The sequence below is a fragment of the Paenibacillus maysiensis genome, from assembly GCF_000520815.1.
GTDB classification, from domain to species: domain Bacteria; phylum Bacillota; class Bacilli; order Paenibacillales; family Paenibacillaceae; genus Paenibacillus; species Paenibacillus maysiensis.
Genome location: NZ_ASRY01000338.1, coordinates 14282 through 36521 on the forward strand (window position 1 = coordinate 14282; position 22240 = coordinate 36521).

The window sequence follows — 22240 nt, forward strand, 5'->3', positions numbered from 1 at the left end:
TGACTTATTGTCACAAACCCTTAATGTAGGCTATCCATTAGTTCCATATCCGATGCTCATTTATTGGTATTGTAACGATTGCCCGATACCGCTTTAAATTCAATGCATGTGGTCCTTCTGGATGGCGTACATATTATGTTCAGGTTTTTCTTTCTCTCACATGCTAAAGTCATACTATTTATGCGTTAATTCCATTATCAGGGGAGTGGCTTAATTATGTTTAAAAATGAGATTTTAACAGGCTCACTACAGGAGCGCAAACAGATCGTAATCGACGATGTAGCAGCGCTCGGCTACCCTTACAATGAGTACGATCAGGGGCGAAAGGTCGGTGGTTATGCGGCTATGTCACAATTTTCCAAGGGGGATATCAGCACTGGACTTGCCTACGTCAACATTCATTTGGATCGGAACAAAGACATGTTCTGGGGAATTAACGTAATGGAAGCTTATATGAAGTATAAAGAGTATTACACACCCGCATTAAAGGATAAAGTAAAAGCAAAAATGCTCAGTTTTAACATTTTGAATGCCGATGGGACTGCTCTGTTGGGAAATACAGAAAATCAACGGCTTATGTACGCGGCAGTCGGGGTTGTTGGAGAGGAAGAATGGCCAGATTATCCGGTGAATTATGCTACCATCGCCAGAAGCTATCTGCTGTCCGAACTTCCCACAATTACAAAACAGGGGTACTTTGAATACGACTCCCCAACATATTTTATCCATCATGTAGGACCGCTATTGTTCATTACCGAACACTTGAAAGATGCCACATTGCAGAATATGGCCAAACTGACGTTAGAGTGGTATTTTGCCAGTATCGTAGGGGAGTGGCTGCATGGGTACTGGGTGACCAGTCAGGCCAGAACATATAATCCGCAGCAAGAGCCGGGATATACACTCGATGAGAGTGCAATGCTACTGTGGATGTTGTTTGGAGACAGTCGCAAGCCGATATATCTCGGCAATGAAACCAATCTGAAATTTACCACGATTCCATTTACGGTTGCGGACTACGAGTTACCAGACATTTTCAAGAGTATAGCGACAGCCCGTTCTACAACTTACACACATAAGGAACGGATGCCTAGAAACAGTAACAAACCGTATAAGACAAGCTACATCACCCCGGATTACGCCGTATTCAGTCAAAAGGACAATCGGCTCGCACAAAACCAGCTTCATCGTTGGGGCATCAAATGGGTGGGAGACACATACAGTAACGAACCAAATACGTTCTTCATGAAGCAACACCTCAGTGATCCGATTAACTTAAATCCGTCCAACTCGGAATATTGGATTGGCGGAACAAATATGGAGGAAGTGCTTCAGGACGACGGTGCACTCATTGCGGTATACAATATCACAAATTCAAATACATGGATCGACGGCCCTGTTTCATATAACGGAATCAAAGCAACGATCGAACAGGACCCATTCAACAAGAACGGCTGGATATTCTTCCATACAGGTAAAATGCTGATGGCTGTCAGGACGGCACAACCTTACGAGTGGCCCTACGACACGGAATCGTGGAAATACGGAGGTTATCAGAGAGCCTTGCGAAGTGACGGGGCAAAAAATGCGGTCATCGTTGAAACAGCACCTCTTATGGACTACACAGGCGATTCTTGCATTAGAGAGCTTGACTGCTTTGCTGAGGCTGTGTTGACGAAAACCGTAGTGGATTTCAGCGGTGTTAACGATACCAATCCCCGGGTCTATTACAAAGGATTAACAGGTAAAGAGACGGAAATCGTATATGCCACCTCACGTAAGATTCAGGGTGCAGAAGTCAATTATGCTAATTGGCCTTTGCTGGATGATCCGTGGATGCATCAGAATTATAATGGAAATAAACTCGATTTGGTTCATGACAGAGAGAGACGGACCTATGATTTCAATAACTGGAAGGTAACATCAAGCATTATGTAAAGTGTCTGTCGCCAACTGACAAGGGCGTCTCAACCAGGCTATCAGATCTGTTTGAGACGCCCCTACATTTACTTCCAGGTGCTTATCCTTCTATCTAATCCCGCCACTCATAAAAATCAATCTAAAATCGACAGCGTCGTACGCAGGATATCTTTAAGCACCTCAGGGCTTGCGCCTGTCTTGGCGGTAAATGTCAACGATAGCCGGGCATGATTTAGAAATCTGGCGATCGACCGTAGCTCAGACCCCGCAGAATGAATCTCTCCCTCTTTATGAGCACGGACCAGGGCGTTGCCTAATTACACAGAAATAGCTGCAAATACGCAAAAAAACACCGTATCGGAATACGATGTTTTTTTGTCGTACGAATTCAGGTGGTTCAGCTTGAAGCTATTCATCAGAATCTACATTATGGTAAACCTGCTGAACATCCTCCAAATCTTCTAATGCATCAATCAACTTGTCAAATTGAAGCTGTGCATCTTCTGGAAGAGTAATATCATTTTGGGCAAGCATGGTAAGTTCGGCCACTGTAAATTCTGTAACTCCCGCCTGCTTGAAAGCTTCCTGCACAGCATGAAACTGGTCAGGCTCAGCATATACGATAACAGCCTCATCCTCTTCGATGATGTCACGCACCTCTACATCTGCCTCCATCAACAGCTCCAACACTTCATCTGCGGTTTTACCTACCAAACCAATAACCGCCGTTGAATCAAACATATAGGCTACAGATCCGCTTACACCGAGGCTACCGCCATTTTTAGTAAAAGCAGAACGTACATCAGATGCCGTGCGGTTTACGTTATTGGTGAGTGCATCTACAATGACCATAGAACCGTTTGGTCCGAAGCCTTCATAGCGAAGCTCAACATAGTTTTCATCTCCGGCGCCTTTTGCTTTTTCAATCGCCCGGTCAATGATCGCTTTCGGTACATTGTACGTTTTTGCACGTTCTAGCACGACTCTGAGAACCCGATTGGATTCAGGATCAGGCTCGCCCTGTTTGGCTGCTACATAGATTTCTACCCCAAATTTAGCATATATACGACTCGTATTAGCATCCTTGGATGCCTTTTTTTCTTTAATATTGTTCCACTTACGTCCCATAATATCCCGCTCTCTTTCTATATGAATATACACAACGGTATTCATTATATCCTTGTATATTATATCTCCTAAAGGACGCTTGAACAAGTTCAAAGGATTTTTAGTGATAAAAATTGCGCTGTTTGCGGCGAAAACCAATCCTCAGGCATTTCGTCACTGACACTCAATAGCGGGATTCCTTGCTCGTTCAAAATTCGGATCATTTGATGCGGATCATTCATATCCTCAATAAATCGTCGATTTTGCTTCGCAGGTATCGAATATACACATCGACGACATTCGTCTCCACCTCTGAATCATAGCCCCATATGAGTTCCAGCAATCATTTCTCCGTGCTGCGCATGATTGAACAATTATACGGATTGGAGCTGCTGGGCAAGAGCAGAACGGCACCGCCGCTTAATATATGGACAACAGGCTCATAAATGTCTAATATGATGGTGGAGTATGACTTGAAGGAGATAGATCACTTGGATGTACTATACAAAAAGCTGAGCAATAATCATGAAATAACGATATACGACACCACAGAGCTGTATGGTGAAAAGGGATTATTCCGGGTGATGCAGTTTTCAAATGCAGCCGTACAAGGCGCGGTGGATTTGAATCATCCGCAACGCATTCTGTTCGAATATCCGAGAGCTATCATCCATCTGATGGAGCTGAACGATCCGTCATTTGAAGACGTGTTTGTGATTGGGCATGGTATAGGTACGATTGCGGGTCATTTTACAGATAAACGCTTCAAGATTGCAGAGCTGGATGCACAAGTCGTGGAATTCAGCCGAACATTCTTTGGATACGATAAGGACAATGTGACTGTTGGTGATGGACGCCGCATGTTAGAGAAGGAAGCACCGGATGCATATGATTATATTATTTTGGACGCCTTCACAGATCAGGGAACGCCGCCGCATTTAATATCCCGGGAATTTTTCAGGATGGCCAAAGAAAAGCTGGATTCCGAAGGCTCCATGATTATGAATGTAATGGGCAAAAGTGAGCATGATCATCTGATGAATGCCATTCATACAACGTTGCGTGAGAAATTCGCTTATGTCACAGCCTTCTCCCTCCCCTCGGAAGGCGCTGGCGACATTCAAAATATTATTATGATAGGTCGAGATAAGCCAATCCGATTTCAGGCACGTCATATGGCAGGCTTTAATGAGATTGCCCTTGGAGAAGGTCACATTCTACAGGACACAGATACGTAATGCTTGTACAATAATTGTTGGTAAAGATACGCCCAAACGATTGTAGTCCGGGCGTATTGGATTGTAGAACCATATAGGGTGCAGGCTTGTAATTTATTAAGCCGAGTAATTATTGCTGAATAAGTTCCAATATCCGTCGCTCTACATCTTGGACATGAATGGTTTCTTTGTTGCTGGTTCTTCGCTCCACTAACTCTATTTTCCCGTGCTCAGCATCTTTACCAACGACGATGCGCACGGGAATACCCACTAAATCCGAATCTTTGAATTTAACCCCGGGGCGTTCCTCCCGATCATCCATCAACACTTCCACACCATGATCCTGTAGCTGGTTATACAAATCCTCGGCCATCTGCATTTGCAAGCTGTCTTTAACAGAGATCGGAATAATATGAACTTGAAACGGTGCCAGCGCATGGGGCCATATGATTCCGTTCTGATCGTGATTTTGCTCTACAATGGCAGAAAGGATTCGGGAAATTCCAATGCCGTAGCAGCCCATAATCACCGCCTGATCTGTTCCGGACGCATCCAGAAAAGTCGCGCCCAGCTTCTCGCTGTATTTGGTGCCCAGTTTAAACACTTGTCCAATCTCAATTCCACGATGAAACTTCAACTTCCCTTTGTCACAGCGAGGACATGGTTCCCCTTCCATGACGTTGCGTAAATCCGCCACATGGCGAAGATCCATATCGCGTTTTGGATTCACATGCCTATAATGGGTTTCCAACTCGTTCGCGCCTGCGATGCCGCTGGACATTTGAACGACGGCGTAATCCACCCACACAGGGATCGTCAAGCCGCATGGGCCTACGAACCCCGAGGGGGCTCCAGTCGCCTTTGATACGGCATCTGAACTTGCTATTTCGAATTTTTCACTACCTAAAATATGTTTCACTTTCACTTCGTTGACCTCATGATCTCCCCTGACGACTACAGCAATGGGTTGATCGTCACTCATATAAATCAGTGTTTTGATCACATCCTGTGGCTGTATTTGCAGCGATTTAACCAGTTGATCTATCGTGCGCAGACCTGGAGTATGAAACTTTTCCATTTTATCTGCGGCAGTTAATGCTTCTGATTTTTCCATGCTTCGTGGCTCGGCTTTTTCAAGATTAGCGGCATAGTCACAGCAATTACAAGAGGCAATCGTATCCTCTCCAATGTCAGCCAGCGCCATAAATTCATGGGTTCCGCCTTCGCCGCCAATAGTACCCGCATCTGCTTCTACTGCACGAAAGTTCAGGCCACAACGGGTAAAAATGCGTTGGTAGGCCTTGAACATGGTCCAATAGGCTTGATCCAGTCCTTCCCAGCTCGTATCAAACGAATAGGCATCCTTCATCAAAAATTCCCTACTACGAAGCAAGCCAAATCGTGGACGTCGTTCATCTCGGAATTTGGTTTGAATTTGATATAGCATTACAGGTAATTTTCGATAGGAGTTCACTTCATTCCGTACTAATGACGTAATGACCTCTTCATGAGTAGGACCCAAAGCGAATTCCCGACCATGCCGGTCTTTAAGACGTATCAGCTCTGGACCGTACACATCGTATCTCCCTGATTCTTGCCACAGCTCGGCAGGCTGCAATGCAGGCATTAACAGCTCCCCAGCCCCTGCACGATCCATTTCATCCCGTACGATTTGCTCCACTTTCCGGAGAACGCGTCTTCCAAGTGGCATGTAGCTATACACTCCGGCTGCGAGTTGCCGGATCAACCCTGCACGCAGCATAAGCTGATGACTGATCACTTCGGCTTCTGCGGGCGATTCACGTAATGTTGTCAGTAATAATCGACTTTGGCGCATGTGTGGCTGCCTCCTTGTATGGACGATAAAATGTACGCAAAAAAGACACATCCGTCAGGGACGAATGCGTCGTGGTACCACCCTTAATTTGACCATATCCATAGTATGGAACGGCCCTTCATCAGATAACGGCGTCTAACCGGTAACGGTTTAAAATACATTCCGCTACAGCTCACAAGGCAGGAAAACGTCCATTCGCGGCGGAGAAACCTTTCAGCCATGGGTTTCTTCTCTGTACGGCGATTGTTGAACCTTTGATCCTTGGTCTACACTATTCCTGTATATTACAATTTTTTGTTATCTTACACGAAACGAAAGCCGTGGTCAAGGAGCTTTTTTGGAATTCATCCAGGACATGAAACGGTTCAGCGAACGTGTCAACACCCCGTCATTGCTTCTCAAAAAACGACGACGTATCTCACGTTATTCATCAGGCAACCTGCTCCTTATACCATTCTGAATGGACCTCGAACATACCCTGAACAAATACTGGTTTATGTATCTTTCTTTTTAAAATACACACCCTTAAAAACCATAAAGTTTTGCGCATACCTGCCATACAGCTCGTTGAACTTGGAACGGAGTGTATTCGAAGTGAGCATGTCTGAAACTGTCCGGTCGGTTTGGAGTGTTAATACGGCACAACTGATTCCAAATTGGCAAATTTGTTCCATAGGATAGCCCTGAATAATTCCATATATCATCCCGGCAATAAAAGCATCCCCTGCGCCCGTGACATCAACGATCCCTTGAACAGGCTGCACGGGAATTTGTCCGTGAGTTCCACCTTGAGATGCAAATAAGACACTGTCTACACCACCAGTAAGAACGACATGTTTAACTCCGAGCTTATGAAAAACTTGCGCTGCCTCCAGCATCTGCTGATCATCAGTTATCTTCAATCCCAAAAAGGCTTCTGCCTCCACAACATTACATACCAGCCATTCTACTCCATTCAGATTACGGGGCAGCTTTCTCATTTTGGAGGCCGATACAGAAGAAACAACCAACGGAACTTGATGTTCGTGGCATAATCGGATTGTGGAAGCAAGTACGCTCGCGGAAAAATTGGTATCCAGCAGCACCAATCCGGATGAGGTGATCAAAGGAGCATTATCAAGGATAGCTGAGGCACGGATCTGGTCGTAAATCTCCATTTCTGCAGTTGCTACAATCATTTCACCCTGCTCGTCCAGCAGAGCGGTGTAGACCCCGGTAGATGGTTCGCCTTTGACTTGAAGAGGGACCACGTGGATGTAACGGTTGGACTGTTCAACTACAAATTCACCTTCCGCATCATCTCCAACTGCGGTCAGCAGACTGACCCACTGGCTCAGCCGTCCCAAATTTTCAGCCACATTCCGAGCTACCCCTCCGCAAGATTGCTGTCTGGTGCTGCTTGGATTGGAGGTGTGAAGCTGAAATGTACCTTTAATCCTAATTTTACGGTCAATATTGGCCCCCCCGATACATAATATATGTTTTCGAACAGGCCAAGGCTCGTTCTGGCCATTTTTATTGAGCTGTTTAAAACTCATTACTTGACTCCTTTCGCGAGTCTGTTCGCATTGGATGATATATTTTTAATTAATTTACTTTCATTAAAATTGTTAGCTTTATAAATTGTCGCTTTATAAAATTAGCACGTTTCCAATCTCAAATTCCTGAGAATAATGTCGAGTTCATCAAATTAGTCCTTAAGATACACAAGGCTAAACACAATTCAAAAAAAGCTTGTTTAAACCTTGTTATGAGATAATATAGTATTTTTCAATATCTATGTTTTTGCAATACATATCTTTTCACTTATTTGTATCATAATATAACAAAATGTTCACGTAGCCAAACAAAAAAATCGCCCGTGGTAAAATGGAAGTTCTACCGTCCACTTTAAAAAGAGCGATTTCATTTAGAACATCTAAGATCAATTCAATCATTGCATGATGACTATTTTAACATAAATAAAGCGGCTCCATGAGGGGGTAAATCTGCGGACAATTCTTGCTCTAAAGTGCCCAGATCCACACGGTTCCATAAGTCTCTGCCACTTGTCTGTCCTTCAATGCCAAGGTCTTGCAGCAATACACAAACCCGCGAGGCTTCATCTCCAGCATTAAATAAAGCCGCATATATGTGACCCTCCTCGTTATGCGAAGTCCAGACGATATGCTCATCCTTTCTGTACACCTGCTGCGCATCCAAGCCGTTGCGGTGAGCATCCAGCACATCTTCATTGGTCAGCAGAGAAAGTGTCCATGCATCGTTATCACGCAGTTCTCCCCCAAACATCAGTGGGGACCGGAAAATACTCCACAAGGTCATCATCGTCAGTTGTTCATCCTTCGTAAAGCGTGTCCAGCGGTCATGGCTACCGGAATCTACAGAATCTACCGAGCGAATACCCAGATGACCCAGTGGCAGCATGTCGCAATCCGGCCATTGACCCGGGCCCACGTGCTCTGCCCACTTCTCGCAGCGCTCAAACATGCCGTGCAGCAAAGGCCATACATCCCAAAAATCGTCGGTCATGCGCCACATATTGGCGTTGGCGATTAATTCGGATGCATGCTCCAGCGGTGCCGGACCTGGCGACAGACTCAAAACCATCGGACGTCCGCATTGGGTGATGGCCTGCCTGATCAATTCAATTTCCGCCAAGTGAGTACCATAGAGTTGGGAAGCGGCAATGTCATCCACTTTGACAAAATCGACACCCCATTCCGCGTACAGGTCAAACAGCGAATTATAATATTCCTGTGCGCCTTCCTTGGTAGCATCTACCCCATACATATCTGTATTCCAGGGACAAATGGAGTTGGGATGCGCAATCTGTCTCGCTGTTGCCTGGGTTCCCAAAATCGACGTATCCTGATGCACCGCCTGTCTCGGAATTCCTCTCATAATATGTATACCGAATTTCAAGCCCAGACTGTGTACATAATCCGCAAGAGCCTGGAAGCCGTGCCCGTCCGCTGCGGAAGGAAAACGATTCGCCGCTGGAATAAGGCGCGAAAATGAATCCATTTCCAGTGGAACGAAAGAACGATACTGTGAAGATACAGCTCCCGGCTCATACCACTGAATATCTACCACGATATATTCCCAACCGTATTCCTTCAAGTGCTCCGCCATATACTGCGCATTTCCCCGCACTTCTTCCTCACGCACTGCTGCGCCGTAGCAATCCCAGCTATTCCACCCCATAGGCGGTGTATGCGCTGTCAAATGATGCTTCATTTCGATTCATCCTTTCATCTAAAACAACTAATCCTGCTGCCAAAATCCACCTCGTCACTATGGTACTATTATAATGTAAACACTTACTTTTGTCGTTCGTCACCTGCTCCTTTATTTTCCATTCCCACTTTTTATACAAATATGTTGACTAACTTAAAGAATGTGGTACATTTAAAATTGTATGTTAAAAAACTTTGACTTGAATCAGAGGGTGATTTTACGTGTGCGAGCATGCTTATCGAATTTTGTTGTTTTACAAATATGTCAATATTGAAGATCCTGCCACCTTTACGGCAGAGCATCTGGCTTACTGCAAGGAATTGGGCGTGAAGGGAAGAATTTTGATCGCTCAGGAAGGAATTAATGGCACACTGTCTGGTACGGTAGAGCAAACCGAGCAATATATCCGTGATTTACGCGCCAATCCGAAATTCCACGATATCGTTATTAAAATAGATGAGTCTGACGGTCATGCGTTCAAGAAAATATTTGTACGCCATCGTCAGGAGCTGGTGACGTTGCGCCATGAGGATGAGCTGGACCCTAACGTAATCAGTGGCAAGCGTTTGTCACCGAAGGAGTTTTACGAACAGCTTCAAGGTGAAGATGTGGTGGTGCTGGACGGACGTAACGACTATGAATATGACATCGGTCATTTTCGTGGTGCCATTCGTCCGGAAGTCGAATCTTTTCGTGAATTCCCACAGTGGATTCGCGACAATATGAGTCGGTTTAAGGACAAGAAAATACTGACATATTGCACGGGTGGTATCCGCTGTGAGAAGCTGTCCGGCCTTCTGATCAAAGAAGGCTTTGATGATGTGGGCCAGTTGGATGGTGGCATCGTGACCTATAGTAAGGACCCGGAAGTACAGGGGCGTCTGTTTGATGGTAAGTGCTATGTGTTTGACGAACGCATCTCAATCCCGATCAACCATACGGATGAAGACGTTGTTGTCGGTCATTGCTTCCATTGTGAAACGTCGAACGATCACTATATCAACTGTCCGGTGTGCAATCTCCAGCATATCGTATGTCCGGACTGCGAAAAGCAGCATCAACATTATTGCTCTGACGATTGCCGAACCAAAGCGGAAACTGCGGCTTCTGCATAAGTATAATTCAGTAAGATCATTAGTTTCATAGTAAAAAAGGGATGTTCCTACTAGCCTTTCAACATGGCTGTGGACATCCCTTTTTGTTGTACACAAAATATTTGCTGGAAGCTTCATAGTGTATTCCTATGGCCTTGATCGTATTTTCATCTTGGACGGGCTCGAAAGCTGCCTCTTATAATGGAAAAAGTCATTACAGAAAGGATTGGTGGATTTTCATGATTCAAATTGTACTTTCAACCCTTCTATCCGTTATCGTTCCGCTGTCCATTCCAGTAATCGGCGGGTTTCTACTCGGCAAATTCATGAAGCTGGAAACGAAGCCGCTCTCGACTTTATACTTATATTTTTTAAGTCCCGCAATGATTCTGGACACGCTACTGAAGGCACAGCTATCCTGGCATGATGTGGCGCAGACGGCCGCTTTTTCGATCCTGAATCTGCTGCTGTTATGGGGAATTGCTCAATTAGCAGGGAAAATCTTAAAGCTGAGTGCTCCTGAAACCGCTGGACTTACCCTGATCTCCACACTGACCAATAGTGCGAATTATGGGTTGCCGCTCATTTTACTTGCCTTTGGGCAGCTTGGATTGGATAAGGCCTCTGTGTATGTGGTCATACAGATGATCCTGGTCAATACCCTTGGAGTTTACTTTGCAGCCCGCTCTGAATTTTCTGTTCAAAGCGCCGTCAAGTCGGTATTCTCACTGCCTGCGATCTATGCGGCCCTACTTGCCCTGGGGCTTCGGCTGCTGGATTGGCATCTGCCCTCCGGGATTCAATCGGGCGTCTCGATGATAGCTGCAGCCTATTCTCCGGTCGTGCTGGCGATCCTTGGCACCCAGATGGCTTATGTAAAAATCTCCAAGCTGGAGCCGTCTATTAAAAAAGCCAGCTATGCAGGACTCATCATCCGGCTTCTGCTCTCTCCGTTTGCAGCCTGCCTTGCCATGCTGATACTGGGGATATCTGACCTTTTATTCTCCGTTCTCTTTATTCTGGCCTCCATGCCGGTTGCCGTGAATGCCGTCATCTTAGCACAAAAATTCAATGCATCGCCCAAACTCGTGTCCACCTGTATCCTGTGGAGCACGTTAGCCTCATTCCTGATTTTGCCTATTCTCATTATGATCGTAGCATGATAGCTAGAAAAAAAGACTCTCTATGCTGTAGAGAATCCAGTATGCAGCCTGCTGTTGAATGAGGCTGCATACACTCTATTAGCGTATTCTTGGAAAACTGATCCAGCCCAGCAGATTTAATCTTGATTTTTTTCCCTTTTCCCGGATTTGTCCCATAAATTCTCCAAGAAATCGTTCCCACTTTAAGCCTATTTCTTTTTTCGCGCTATCGTTTTCAAGCACACATCTTACGCTTTGGTTTAAGGCCGATTCCAGGTGCGTTAAAGCTTCACGTAAATGATTATCTATATTTTGTTCGCTCATCTATCCGTACTCCTCACTTTTCGGTATCGTCAAGCAATGCAATTTCTTGGTCAAGCTGCTTTTTCATTCTTTCAAATTGGGCTTCGGCAACGATATCTTCCACTTCTTGCCGGGCTAATTCAATGTAAGATTTGCTCCGATTGATCAAGTTGGCTCCGCCTTGCATACCAGCTTCGGCAAGAGGGCGGAAAGTAGTTTTAGCAATAGGAAGCAAAGCAGAAGCGGCAAAGGCGAGCGCAGTGCCGATTACAATTTTGTCAAAGTTATTTTGCAGCATCGTAATCCTCCTTGTAATTGAGCATTACTGCGGCCGTTTAAGCCGCAGCGTAGGTGTCGTTTGCAGGAATAGCCCTGATTGCTTGCTTTTTTGAAATCAGAGCCAAAATCGGTTTGGACAAAAGAGATACCGAGCCGGCTACGCCAAGGATGGGAGCCCAATATTGGAGCGGCAGACGGGCGGTATGGAAAAACCCGGCCAATGGCGGGATATATATGGCTCCTAGTAGAGCCAGCCAGGAAACGCAAAGGGCCCCGATCAAAAAGCGATCTCTTGTCCAATCGCGTACTGTTTCTTCAGAGCCTTCCTGCCGCCACGAAAAGGTTTGTATTAATTGCCCCGCGACCAATGTTGCAAAAGCAACGCTTTGAGCCACAGGCACGGGCGCACCGACTGCAAGGCTTGCGGCAAATAAGCCGAGCGATCCCAATCCCAGCAGAACCCCTCTGGTAATCACTTTTTGGTACAGGTCTTTATCGATGAAATCCGTTCGTTTCTGCTGCTTCGTTTTCTGGCCCGGATTTACAGCAAGAACCATTGCTGGCAAAGCATCGGTCAACAAATTCATCAGCAGAATTTGAATAGGAACCAGAGGGATCGGCAATCCAACCATCACGGCAACGCTCGTGACGATGATCTCAGCCAGATTTCCAGTTAATAAACAGCCAAGTGCCTTACGAATATTTCCAATAATGGTTCGGCCTTCTTTGACCCCCTCTATAATCGTGCCGAAATGGTCCTCCGTTAGCACCATATCCGCAGTTTCCTTCGTTACCTCCGTTCCTGTTCTTCCCATTGCGATACCAACGTTGGCTTGTTTGATAGCAGGTGTATCGTTGACGCCATCGCCAGTCATGGCAACGATTTGTCCGCTTTTTTGCAGCGCTGTTACAATCCGGAGCTTGTGCTCAGGCGTGACTCTGGCAAATATGGATACTTGCTCCACAATCTGGCTCAACTCTTCATCCGATAAACGGTCAAGCTCATGCCCAGTTACAACACTCTGCGCATCACTGTTAATTCCGAGCTGCTTCGCGATGGCAATGGCGGTAATCGGGGGATCGCCTGTGATCATCACAGGTTTTAAGCCGAGTGCAAAAGCTTCCTGAATATTTTGTTCTACTTCAGGTTTGGGAGGGTCCATCATACCGGTCATGCCGACATAAATTAATTCATGCTCGTCATCAATGGACTCGTTGTCGACGCTCCCATCCAAAGGTCGATACGCGAAAGCAAGCACACGCAACGCTGCGGCTGAAGACCTTTCATTTTGCTGCATAATGTGCTGCTTCTGTTCTTCGGATAGAGGCAATATTTCCCCGTTTTTTTGATATCGATTGCAATGGCGGAGAATCGTCTCAACGGCTCCTTTGGAAAAGAGATAGCATTCCTGTTCCGCCTGAACATCCTTGCAAACCACGCTCATTTTCGCGGTTTTAGAATCAAATGGAATTTCATGCCCGCGATGCCAATGGGTCATATCGTTAAGCCACAGTCCGTTTTTGGCTGCAAGGGTCAAAAGCGCGCCCTCAGTCGGATCCCCTTTGGTCATCCACTGTCCTTCCTGCTGCTCAAGCTTGCTGTTATTGCATAGCAAGCAGATTTGCAGCAAGCGAGTCAAATCAGGATCTTCTGAAGGGTTTTCGTAACTTCCTGCATTTTTGAGCCCTGCCGCTGCAGCAGCAGCCTCTGGAGCAAGCTCCTCCAATACTCCCGTCGGTTCGTAACCATCGCCTGTTACAGTCCACGCGCGATCCGCGGTAGAGAGCGCTTTTACCGTCATTTCATTTTTGGTTAACGTGCCTGTCTTGTCCGTGCAAATAACCGTAGTCCTTCCTAATGTTTCCAATGAGGAAAGCTTTCGGATCAGCGCGTTTTTCTTCGCCATACGGAAGATACCTGCGCTGAGGGCAATAGTGATGGTAACCGGAAGCCCTTCAGGGATGGCAGAAGCCGCCAGTGTGATCGAAGTCGAAATCATTTGTGGAAAAGGGATGCCACGGAGCATACCAATTGCGAATACGATTCCTCCCACGATGAGAGCGCCTTTCACAAATTTTTTGCTAATTGACGTGACTTTTTCCTGTAAAGGGGTTACTTCTTTTTCATCCTGCTTTAAAAGCGACATTAAATGCCCCATCTCGGTATTCATCCCGGTTTGTACAACAATACCAGTTCCCTTGCCTCCGCATACGTCGGTTCCCATGAAGAGCATGTTCTTTCTCTCAGATAAAGCACAATCCTCTGGCAAAGGGGACTCATTCTTTTCGACAGGAAGAGATTCCCCCGTCAGGGTCGACTCGTTGACTCGTATGTTCCATGAGCTGATCAATCGGATATCGGCCGGAACGCGTTCCCCTGCTTCCAGGGAAACGATATCTCCAGGCACCAATTCCACAGCGTTTAGCTCTACGTGCTGGCCTTGTCTGATGACTTTACATGCCGGGGGTTGAAATTGATTCAGCTTGTCCACAACTTTTTCCGCTTTGCGTTCCTGAATCGTACCAATTGCGGCATTCGCGAGCAGGATTGCCCCCATTGCAAGTCCATCAAATAGTCCCCCCGTGAGAAAAGCGAGTGCACTTGTGCCAAGGAGGATCAGAGTTGTGAATTCCTTGAATTGGCCCAAATATGCAATGAGCCAAGGAGTAGGTTTTTTACTTTCAAGCTGATTTGAGCCATATTGGGTTCTCATAGAAAGAACCTGATCAGACGTCAACCCGTTTTGCAGGTTTGTTTGAAACTTCGTGAAAATCTGTTCGTTAGGCAGTTGATGCCAGGCAAAAGCTTCGGAAGCGACCGCAGCCTCGTGCTCATACGCCATTTCCGGTGGAGCTGGCAAGGCTTCACTCCTGTTTTTCGTTCTGGACATAAACACAAGCGATAAAGCATCACCGATCAAATTGACCACTGGGGCACTGATCATGCCTAATGTAGCAAAAGCAGAGCCAAGAATGTTCCATTTTTTAGCAATTAAAGCATGCTCGTTTACGATCTGCTCTGTTTTCTCGGCGTACAAAGCGCTTTCCTGAATAGGCCGCAGCTCATGAATGGAAATCGTCTGGATTCCGGCTTCTTTATAGAACTCATTGAGCGGATTTTGTTCCAGACCTGAGACAAATAAAACCTCTTCGCCATGCTGCTTCAGCACAGCGATCCGTTCAATCACTTCGCCTTGTTCAAAAGATGACCAGCTTGTATCCATGCCGTATTGCGAAAGCTCGTCAGTACTGATATGCAGGCTGTTATGCAACAGTCCAAGCCTCCAGCCTTTTTCGCTGAATGAAAACGCAGCAGAGCCGTACTCGTTGACCGTTGATTCCCGATGTCTGGCAATTAACCCAAGACATTCGCCTTTGCCATTCCCCTGGCTTCCAACCAAAAGGACATCGTATTCATTTCTTGCAAGCCTCTTTGATTTAAGCTTGTAGGAACTGCAATCAATACCGTGATCCTCCATATATTTGTAGCTGCCAATGATAATCTGTCTATCATTGACTTTTCCTTTTATCCCCTCCGCCTCTTCTTCCACATGAAAAGCAGTGCGGATCGTCCGGCAAGTTCGTTTCGCCTGGCTGAACACCTCTTCTTTCCATGAATGTTCTGTTTTTTCCATTAATGAAGCCGCCAAACATATCACTTTATCCGTATCTTGCTCCTTCTCCGCCATGCATTGAATTTCTTCAATCTCTGGACGATTAAACAGGAGTGACGAATCTTCGAATAAAATCGTTTTCGTTCGAGCGAGTTGAGATAAAGAGCCTTTTTCCGGAACTACGTATTTTCTTTCTCCTGAAACGAGCTCGGCCTGTTTCCAGGCATACTGGGCAGGTACAGTAATTACCCGCGGATTTGCTGCCAGAAGCACGGCAATTGCACGAAACGGATTCCGAGTAACAGCCCAAGTCATTCCGGCTGCAATTAAACCTAATTTACCTGCTTTATCGCTATATGCTTGAATTTCCGGTGACAAGGAAGCCTCTTGCTGTCCATTTAATACAGAACGACTTCGCTTCCAGTTGACATATTGCAAAATGCTGAGTCCGGCAAGCACTACAAGATTTTCGCGCATAAGCGCAAGAGCGAGAGCGCTTGTACCTAAAATGAGATCCGAGTTTATTTTTCTCTTGTCCGAATAGGTCTGAATTCCTCGTTTGAGAAAAGGGTAGCCGGTTACGACAGATACGAGCGCAGATAAATAGAACGGCGCCGGACTTCTTGCCAGGGCTGAACGTCCGAAAAAGACCTGCTTGATTCCCAGCACGGCTAAACCGCCCATGGAAATAGCCAACGGAATCGGGACTTTTCCCCTTGGCTCGCCCGTATTGGCCTTAGGCATCGTAGAGATAGTCGGCAGATCACAAGGAATATCCAATTCAGCCTGAGCAGCGGCAGCTTCTCGCTTCGCTTCCTTCGACTCGGAAACCTCGTTGTGGATATCCGGGCGGGCTGTTAGATTGGCCGAACAGATCCGATCTTCTATTTCGCGGAGTATATGGAAAATGTGCTGCTCAGAAACAAGCTGTACATCGTAAAGGAGCAGCACTCTGCCCGTCACTGTACAGGGTTTCGCTCTGTAAATTCCACTACAAGCGGACAGACTTTTGGCTAAAAGCTCTGCGGCAGCTTTGCTTCCCTGCAAGCCGTAAATTTCCATCCGTATCCTTCCAGGTAGAACATGAAGAAACCTGTTTTTGTTTCGCAGCGATACCATATCTAACCTCCCTTTTCCATAATCAAAAAATCAACTTCACTTATGATTAACAATAGTTAGCAAAATATTCATTTTATTTTCTGAATGTAAACCAGTATAAAAATTTCATATAATGGAATTATTTTATTAACAACTTTTTAAGGAGAGGGTATTGTGGTCAAATCACCGCTTGGTATTATTTTCGCTGCTGCGGCCATAGCACTTGCTGTGTCCCCCGAAGCCCGAAAAGCCGCACGCAAACTTGCCGTTAAAGGAGCAGGAATTGTGCTTGAGCTCGCGGATCAAGTCAAAGACGGCACTAGAGAGCAACAATCCACAGAAGCAATAAAAAATGAAGAAAAAAATACACAACAGCTTTTGCTTCCGTAACAGTTGGAAAATGTTCAATAGTTAAAAAAACGCATAATGGGGAACTACTATCCCGGAGTAATAAAAAAATTCAAACAAAGGAGAGATCAGCATGCTTCAAGGCGGTTCATTATGGGGAGGTCTTATCTCCGGAGGTATAACCCAACTGCAGAATACCATTAGCTTGACGAAAGGACAAATGGATAACAAAGATTATATGGTTCATACGTCGGGGAATCTGACAGGAGCACTCGGCGTCATGGCCGGTATTGAGTATGGGGCTATCCTTGGAACTTCGTTGCTGCCAGGAGTAGGGACAGTCCTTGGTTCCGTTGTTGGTGGGTTGTTAGGGAACAGTGTGGGCCAAACAGTTGGAATGCAAGCAGGCAATATGCTTCTTAACAACCGTTTGGTCAGCAACATGACACAGTACGCATCGAAAGTAACCGAGTCCATAACTAGCCCGGTCGTGGATGCAATGCAGACGACAGCATCTCACGAATAAATAACAAAATATCCATATAACTCGCTAACTTCGTTTAGCGAGTTTTCCCCATTTTAATAACGAGAGGAACCTGACAATCATGACTAAAAACGAACATGAGAATATTCCCGACACGATTACGATTCGCCTCAGTGCCACATGGCAATTGTTTCAAAAAATACGGTATTTATTATTTAGAAAAAAAGAATAGACAGATGGAGGCGTGCTCCGTGAACTATATTAATCGTGAAATAAGCTGGCTTCAATTTAACAGACGTGTTCTTGAGGAAGCGCAAGACGAAAGTACTCCTCTGTTGGAGCGAACAAAGTTCTTATCGATTGTTTCCACCAATCTGGATGAGTTTGTCAGCGTCAGGGTTGCAGGACTTATGGATAAAATTAGAGCAGGCAATCAAGAGGTCGATTTCACGGGCTTTACTCCGCAACAGTTACAAGATAAAGTAATCATCATGATTGAGCAATTAGTAGCCGATCAGTATGCAACCCATGCGCGGATTCTTCGACTGCTAAAGGAAGAAGGCCTTGTTTTTACTGATTTTGGCGAGCTTAATCCTGCGCAGAAGAAAGAAATGGAAACCTATTATCTTGAAAAGGTATTTCCCGTGCTAACTCCTCTAGCTATCGATAAAAGCCGTCCTTTTCCTCTGATTCGTTCGAAAAGTGTATATTTGGCCGTCGGTTTAAAGCCGCCTTCGGATGCATCAGGCAAGGAGGTTTATATTGCCTTGGTTGAAATTCCGTCCAATCTGCCTCGTTATATTAAAGTTCCGTCTCTATCGGATCATGATCATTGGCAGTTTATTTTGCTCGAGGATTTGATTAAGCAGCATATACACACTTTGTTTACTACGTATACGCCTGCAACTTTCCATACATTCCGTTTAACTCGAAATGCAGACCTTGATTTAAACGAGGAAGAAGCCGAAGATATCCTTGATGAAGTGGAAAAAGTATTGCGCGCAAGAAAATGGGGTACTCCGGTTCGTTTGGAAATAGAAAAGGGGTTTGATCCATTTGCACTGGAATTGCTAGAAAAAGAACTGGAAATAGAAAGCCGGTTTTTAATTACGAATGATGGACCTATTGACTTGAGCTACTTCATGTCATTCGCCAATTCGGTCGAGGGATATGAGCATCTCAAGCATTCGAGATTTGATCCTCTATATCCGTGGGAGTTCACGAAAACGGACGATTTTTTTTCAGTGCTGCGAAAAAGAGATGTTCTCTTATTTCATCCGTATGAATCATTTGACGTTGTTAACGATTTTGTCGAACATGCTGCTGCCGATTCATCCGTCATGGCTATCAAAATGACCTTGTATCGCGTAAACGGCAATTCACGGATTATCCGATCTTTGAATCAAGCTGCCGAAGCAGGAAAGCAGGTCACTGTAGTCGTCGAATTGAAAGCACGGTTCGATGAAGCCCGAAATATCGAATGGGCAAAAGAATTGGAAAAATCAGGATGCCATGTCGTCTACGGCCTGTCCGGGTTGAAAATTCATTCCAAAATGATTTTGGTTGTACGTAAGGAAGCGGATTCTCTTAGACGCTACATTCATGTCGCCACCGGAAATTACAATGAAGTGTCGGCGCAAATATTTACAGATATCGGACTGTTCTCTTCCTATCCGGAGATCGGCGAAGATGTCTCCAATTTATTCAACAAGATTACAGGATTTTCCGCCCCGAGCCAGTGGCATTACCTCAGCGTAGCTCCGGCGCATTTGAAACAACGGTTGTTGGGCTGCATTCAGCGCGAAGTGGAAAATGCCTTAATCGGTAAACCTGCAAGGATTATAGCCAAAATGAACTCACTATCGAATAAACAGTTGGTCGACGAACTATACGCTGCATCCCAGGCAGGCGTCCGAATTGATCTGATCGTTCGCGGCATCTGCTGCTTGCGTCCAGGAATTCCCGGACTGAGCGACAATATTACCGTTCGCAGCATTGTCGGCCGATTTTTGGAACATTCCCGAATTTTTTATTTTGAGAATGCCGGCACGCCCCAATTGTGGCTATCCAGTGCGGACTGGATGACCAGAAATATGGACAAGCGGATTGAATTGATGTGTCCGCTATTGAATGAAGAACATCAATCTATTGTCATCCAATATTTATTGCTGCTGCTAAGTGATAATATTAAAGCCCGACTGCTGCTTCCCGATGGACGATATGTCATGGCGCACAATGAACAGCCCCCCTGCTGTAGCCAGATAGAGGCCAAAAATCTTGTAGTCAGGAAAAACAGCTCCTTTCCTGTTCAAAACGACTTTATAATCCCGTTGGTACCCTCTGCAAACACAAACGGGTCAGACCTGATTCACTGACTGTTATCATCTCCTGTTTGGTATTGCTTCATAAGATTGTGCAATTTATCCAAAAGATGTGGCGCCATATCCAGAATCTTGTCGTATACAGTAGGAGAGTTATCCAGGTAGATCGTTTGAATGCCCATTTTGCCGATAATTAAAATTGCGAGAGGTGTTACGGACACACCTCCGCCCATACCTCCGCCGAATGACGGCATCACCCTTGCGGATTCCTGATTGTGCCTGTCCAAATCGCTTCCACCTGCCGCAAAACCATAGCTTACTTTGCAAACAGGTATGATAGTGGTGCCGTCAGACGCGGCAATCGGTTCTCCAATAATCGTATTAACGTCTACCATGCCCTTTAAATGATCCATCGCCGTTTTGACAAAAGATTGTAATGGGGACTCTGTCATTCAATTCACCTCGCTACAACTGTTTTCTTATGTCATTGTAGTCAGGATTAAACAAGAATAAACCGCGTTCGGTACAGTCAGCAGAAATTTGGAACTCTCTAAACCATAGAGAGCCATGCCCGGTCCTGTCTCCACTCCACCTCCACTGTTGTTTCAAAAAAATCGCTAAGGGTTTCGCTGCTCAGAATATCTGTCGTTTTGCCTTTGGCAAAAACGGTACCCCGGCGAATCAGAATGGTATGCGTGTACATGGGTAGAATTTCTTCTATGTGATGCGTGACATACAGCAAATTCGGCGCACCAGGCGACTCGGACAATTGACGGATGCTGGTTAGTAAAGCTTCCCGGGAAAAGAAGTCCAGTCCGTTACACGCCTCGTCCAAAATCAGCAACTTGGGCGAGGCCATTAATGCGCGGGCGATAAGTACCTTTTGCTTCTCTCCCTGTGAGCAGCCCTGATACAGACGATCCACGAGGTGAGCGCAGCCTAATTGGGTCATGAGGTGAACTGCCTGTTCATAATCCGTATCCGTCGTCTGATCGTAAAGCCCAATAGAAGCAAATTTGCCACTAATGACGACATCCTGCGTGCGCTGGCTACCATTGATTCTTTCCTGCAAAGAGGAACTGACCCAACCGATGGATTTGCGCAGCTCTCTCAGATCCACATCCCCGAAGGTGTGACCCAGCACACTGACACTGCCTGTAGTTGGCCATATGTAACCATTAATCATGTTAAGCATCGTTGTTTTACCTGACCCATTCAATCCGAGTACAGCCCAATGCTCACCTTCGGCTACTTGCCAGTTGATTTGATCCAGTATCGTACGGTTATCTCTTTTCCAGCTTACATTGTTCAGTTCAATGACAGAGGTCATGGCTGTACACCCTTTCTAATCATCATATCATCAGATGTTTATGAATACAGAGAAAATCATCTTTACTACGTTTATCTTCTCTTTAATATAAGGATAGCACAGGGTTACAAGTTGTTCAATTCAAATCCATCGTATAGAATTCTTCATACTAACTAAAATCAACCAATTATTCTTTATCAATAGGATGTTCGATTCTATCCTTATATTCATCAAAATATACATTTCCATCAGAACTGATTACGGCATAATTGATATTTTCAATAGAGAATCCCTTCTTTTTCATCTGCGAAAGTAGCCACTCTTTTGTGATGTCATTCTGCTTCAAATTGGCATGAATGATGTTCCCGTCCATGATTAATTCTATGGGAAAAGTCTGCTTGGAAGGAGTGTTCACATGCAAATCTTTTCGGGTTACAGGCATACTATCCGGTGTTGGTAACATTGTTTTCATCTAGCTTTTCCAATTCCACTTTTTTCATTACATCGAAACAAAATCTGGTATATAAAAAGGATGAATTCATGGAACATTCATCCTTTGGTTTCTACAAATAGTCTGGCTTTATGTTATTTAAGAAATTCATTCTTTATCTTTGATTTTATCTTTGACCGGGACTGTGATTTTCTTCTTTTCATTGGCAAGTCGCCAATAACTTAACACTTTCCGATACATAGACTTATCATTTAATTGGTTAAAAATATACGGGTCTGGCTTCGTATTCACCTCAATAATCCACGGGGTAAAGCCGCGATCCAGCCCGATGTCCACTCCAATTTGCCGGAAATTTGGATATGTTTTTTGTAGATGTGTCGCAATGGTGATGCCCAGTTCATTCAATTTTTTTACCAGTTCAGCCTGCTTGCTTTTGGTTAAATGGGATGCCAGCAGTTGCTCCAGTGCCAGCGGCTTTT

Annotated in this window: 19 protein-coding genes and 1 pseudogene; 7 read left to right on the forward strand and 13 right to left on the reverse strand. The window is 45.3% G+C overall.

Annotation, left to right across the window (positions count from 1 at the left end):
- Window positions 1-216: 216 nt before the first annotated feature.
- Window positions 217-1938, forward strand: a complete 1722-nt coding sequence (locus L696_RS0127000) for a hypothetical protein (protein WP_025686421.1) — start codon at window positions 217-219, stop codon at window positions 1936-1938.
- Window positions 1939-2328: 390 nt separating this feature from the next.
- Here L696_RS0127000 and L696_RS0127010 read toward each other — a convergent pair whose 3' ends face one another.
- The 3 genes and pseudogenes from L696_RS0127010 to L696_RS30040 all read right to left on the reverse strand — a co-directional run.
- Window positions 2329-3048 (reverse strand): YebC/PmpR family DNA-binding transcriptional regulator, encoded by a 720-nt coding sequence (locus tag L696_RS0127010; protein WP_025686422.1) that lies wholly within the window; start codon window positions 3046-3048, stop codon window positions 2329-2331.
- 89 nt (window positions 3049-3137) lie between these two features.
- Window positions 3138-3269 carry a hypothetical protein gene (locus L696_RS32880; RefSeq protein WP_342447957.1) on the reverse strand — a complete coding sequence of 44 codons (132 nt, stop codon included), beginning with the start codon at window positions 3267-3269 and terminating at the stop codon, window positions 3138-3140.
- Window positions 3266-3370 (reverse strand): annotated as a pseudogene (locus tag L696_RS30040) (winged helix-turn-helix domain-containing protein); the annotation flags it as partial. The pseudogene L696_RS30040 and the gene L696_RS32880, both read right to left, overlap by 4 nt.
- Before the next feature lie 130 nt (window positions 3371-3500).
- On the opposite strand from L696_RS30040, the gene L696_RS0127015 reads away from it, so the two are divergent.
- Window positions 3501-4265: a spermidine synthase gene (locus tag L696_RS0127015; protein WP_081750804.1), complete on the forward strand. Its 765-nt coding sequence runs from the start codon at window positions 3501-3503 to the stop codon at window positions 4263-4265.
- 109 nt (window positions 4266-4374) lie between these two features.
- Here the strand turns inward: L696_RS0127015 and L696_RS0127020 are convergent, their stop codons facing one another.
- The 3 genes from L696_RS0127020 to L696_RS0127030 form a co-directional block, all read right to left on the reverse strand.
- Window positions 4375-6081, reverse strand: a complete 1707-nt coding sequence (locus tag L696_RS0127020; RefSeq protein WP_025686424.1) for a proline--tRNA ligase — start codon at window positions 6079-6081, stop codon at window positions 4375-4377.
- Window positions 6082-6575: 494 nt separating this feature from the next.
- Entirely contained in the window at window positions 6576-7619 is a 1044-nt protein-coding gene (locus L696_RS0127025; RefSeq protein WP_025686425.1) for a carbohydrate kinase family protein, read from the reverse strand.
- A 409-nt stretch (window positions 7620-8028) separates the two neighbouring features.
- Window positions 8029-9318, reverse strand: a complete 1290-nt coding sequence (locus L696_RS0127030) for a glycoside hydrolase family 27 protein (protein WP_025686426.1) — start codon at window positions 9316-9318, stop codon at window positions 8029-8031.
- Between the two features lie 221 nt (window positions 9319-9539).
- Here L696_RS0127030 and trhO point away from each other — a divergent pair, with 221 nt between their 5' ends.
- On the forward strand, window positions 9540-10433 hold the full coding sequence (trhO, locus tag L696_RS0127035; RefSeq protein ID WP_025686427.1) for an oxygen-dependent tRNA uridine(34) hydroxylase TrhO: 894 nt from the start codon (window positions 9540-9542) through the stop codon (window positions 10431-10433).
- A gap of 218 nt (window positions 10434-10651) precedes the next feature.
- On the forward strand, window positions 10652-11575 hold the full coding sequence (locus tag L696_RS0127040; protein WP_025686428.1) for an AEC family transporter: 924 nt from the start codon (window positions 10652-10654) through the stop codon (window positions 11573-11575).
- Window positions 11576-11653: 78 nt separating this feature from the next.
- Here L696_RS0127040 and L696_RS0127045 read toward each other — a convergent pair whose 3' ends face one another.
- Genes L696_RS0127045 through L696_RS0127055 form a run of 3 tightly spaced genes read right to left on the reverse strand, consistent with a single transcriptional unit; the run spans window position 11654 to window position 16869 of the window.
- Window positions 11654-11878 carry a hypothetical protein gene (locus L696_RS0127045; protein WP_025686429.1) on the reverse strand — a complete coding sequence of 75 codons (225 nt, stop codon included), beginning with the start codon at window positions 11876-11878 and terminating at the stop codon, window positions 11654-11656.
- Between the two features lie 13 nt (window positions 11879-11891).
- Window positions 11892-12155, reverse strand: a complete 264-nt coding sequence (locus tag L696_RS0127050) for a hypothetical protein (protein ID WP_025686430.1) — start codon at window positions 12153-12155, stop codon at window positions 11892-11894.
- 37 nt (window positions 12156-12192) lie between these two features.
- Entirely contained in the window at window positions 12193-16869 is a 4677-nt protein-coding gene (locus L696_RS0127055; RefSeq protein ID WP_025686431.1) for a cation-translocating P-type ATPase, read from the reverse strand.
- Window positions 16870-17022: 153 nt separating this feature from the next.
- Between L696_RS0127055 and L696_RS0127060 the strand changes: the two genes are divergently transcribed.
- The 3 genes from L696_RS0127060 to ppk1 all read left to right on the forward strand — a co-directional run bounded on the left by L696_RS0127060 (window position 17023) and on the right by ppk1 (window position 20055).
- Complete coding sequence (locus L696_RS0127060; RefSeq protein WP_025686432.1) at window positions 17023-17238, forward strand: hypothetical protein; 216 nt, start codon at window positions 17023-17025, stop codon at window positions 17236-17238.
- A 91-nt stretch (window positions 17239-17329) separates the two neighbouring features.
- On the forward strand, window positions 17330-17722 hold the full coding sequence (locus tag L696_RS0127065; protein ID WP_025686433.1) for a hypothetical protein: 393 nt from the start codon (window positions 17330-17332) through the stop codon (window positions 17720-17722).
- Window positions 17723-17916: 194 nt separating this feature from the next.
- The gene (gene ppk1, locus L696_RS0127070; RefSeq protein WP_049827538.1) at window positions 17917-20055 is read left to right on the forward strand and encodes a polyphosphate kinase 1; all 2139 of its coding nucleotides are present in this window, start codon (window positions 17917-17919) and stop codon (window positions 20053-20055) included.
- On the opposite strand, the gene ytfJ is transcribed toward ppk1, so the two are convergent.
- The 4 genes from ytfJ to L696_RS0127090 form a co-directional block, all read right to left on the reverse strand.
- On the reverse strand, window positions 20049-20453 hold the full coding sequence (ytfJ, locus tag L696_RS0127075; protein ID WP_025686435.1) for a GerW family sporulation protein: 405 nt from the start codon (window positions 20451-20453) through the stop codon (window positions 20049-20051). The two genes, ppk1 and ytfJ, sit on opposite strands and share 7 nt — an antisense overlap.
- A 98-nt stretch (window positions 20454-20551) precedes the next feature.
- A complete protein-coding gene (locus L696_RS0127080) occupies window positions 20552-21331 on the reverse strand; it encodes an ABC transporter ATP-binding protein (protein WP_025686436.1) in 780 nt (259 codons plus the stop codon).
- 166 nt (window positions 21332-21497) lie between these two features.
- Window positions 21498-21782, reverse strand: a complete 285-nt coding sequence (locus L696_RS0127085) for a YetF domain-containing protein (RefSeq protein WP_155985488.1) — start codon at window positions 21780-21782, stop codon at window positions 21498-21500.
- A 126-nt stretch (window positions 21783-21908) separates the two neighbouring features.
- A partial coding sequence (locus L696_RS0127090) for a YheC/YheD family protein (protein ID WP_245233459.1) occupies window positions 21909-22240 on the reverse strand: 332 nt, incomplete at its 5' end.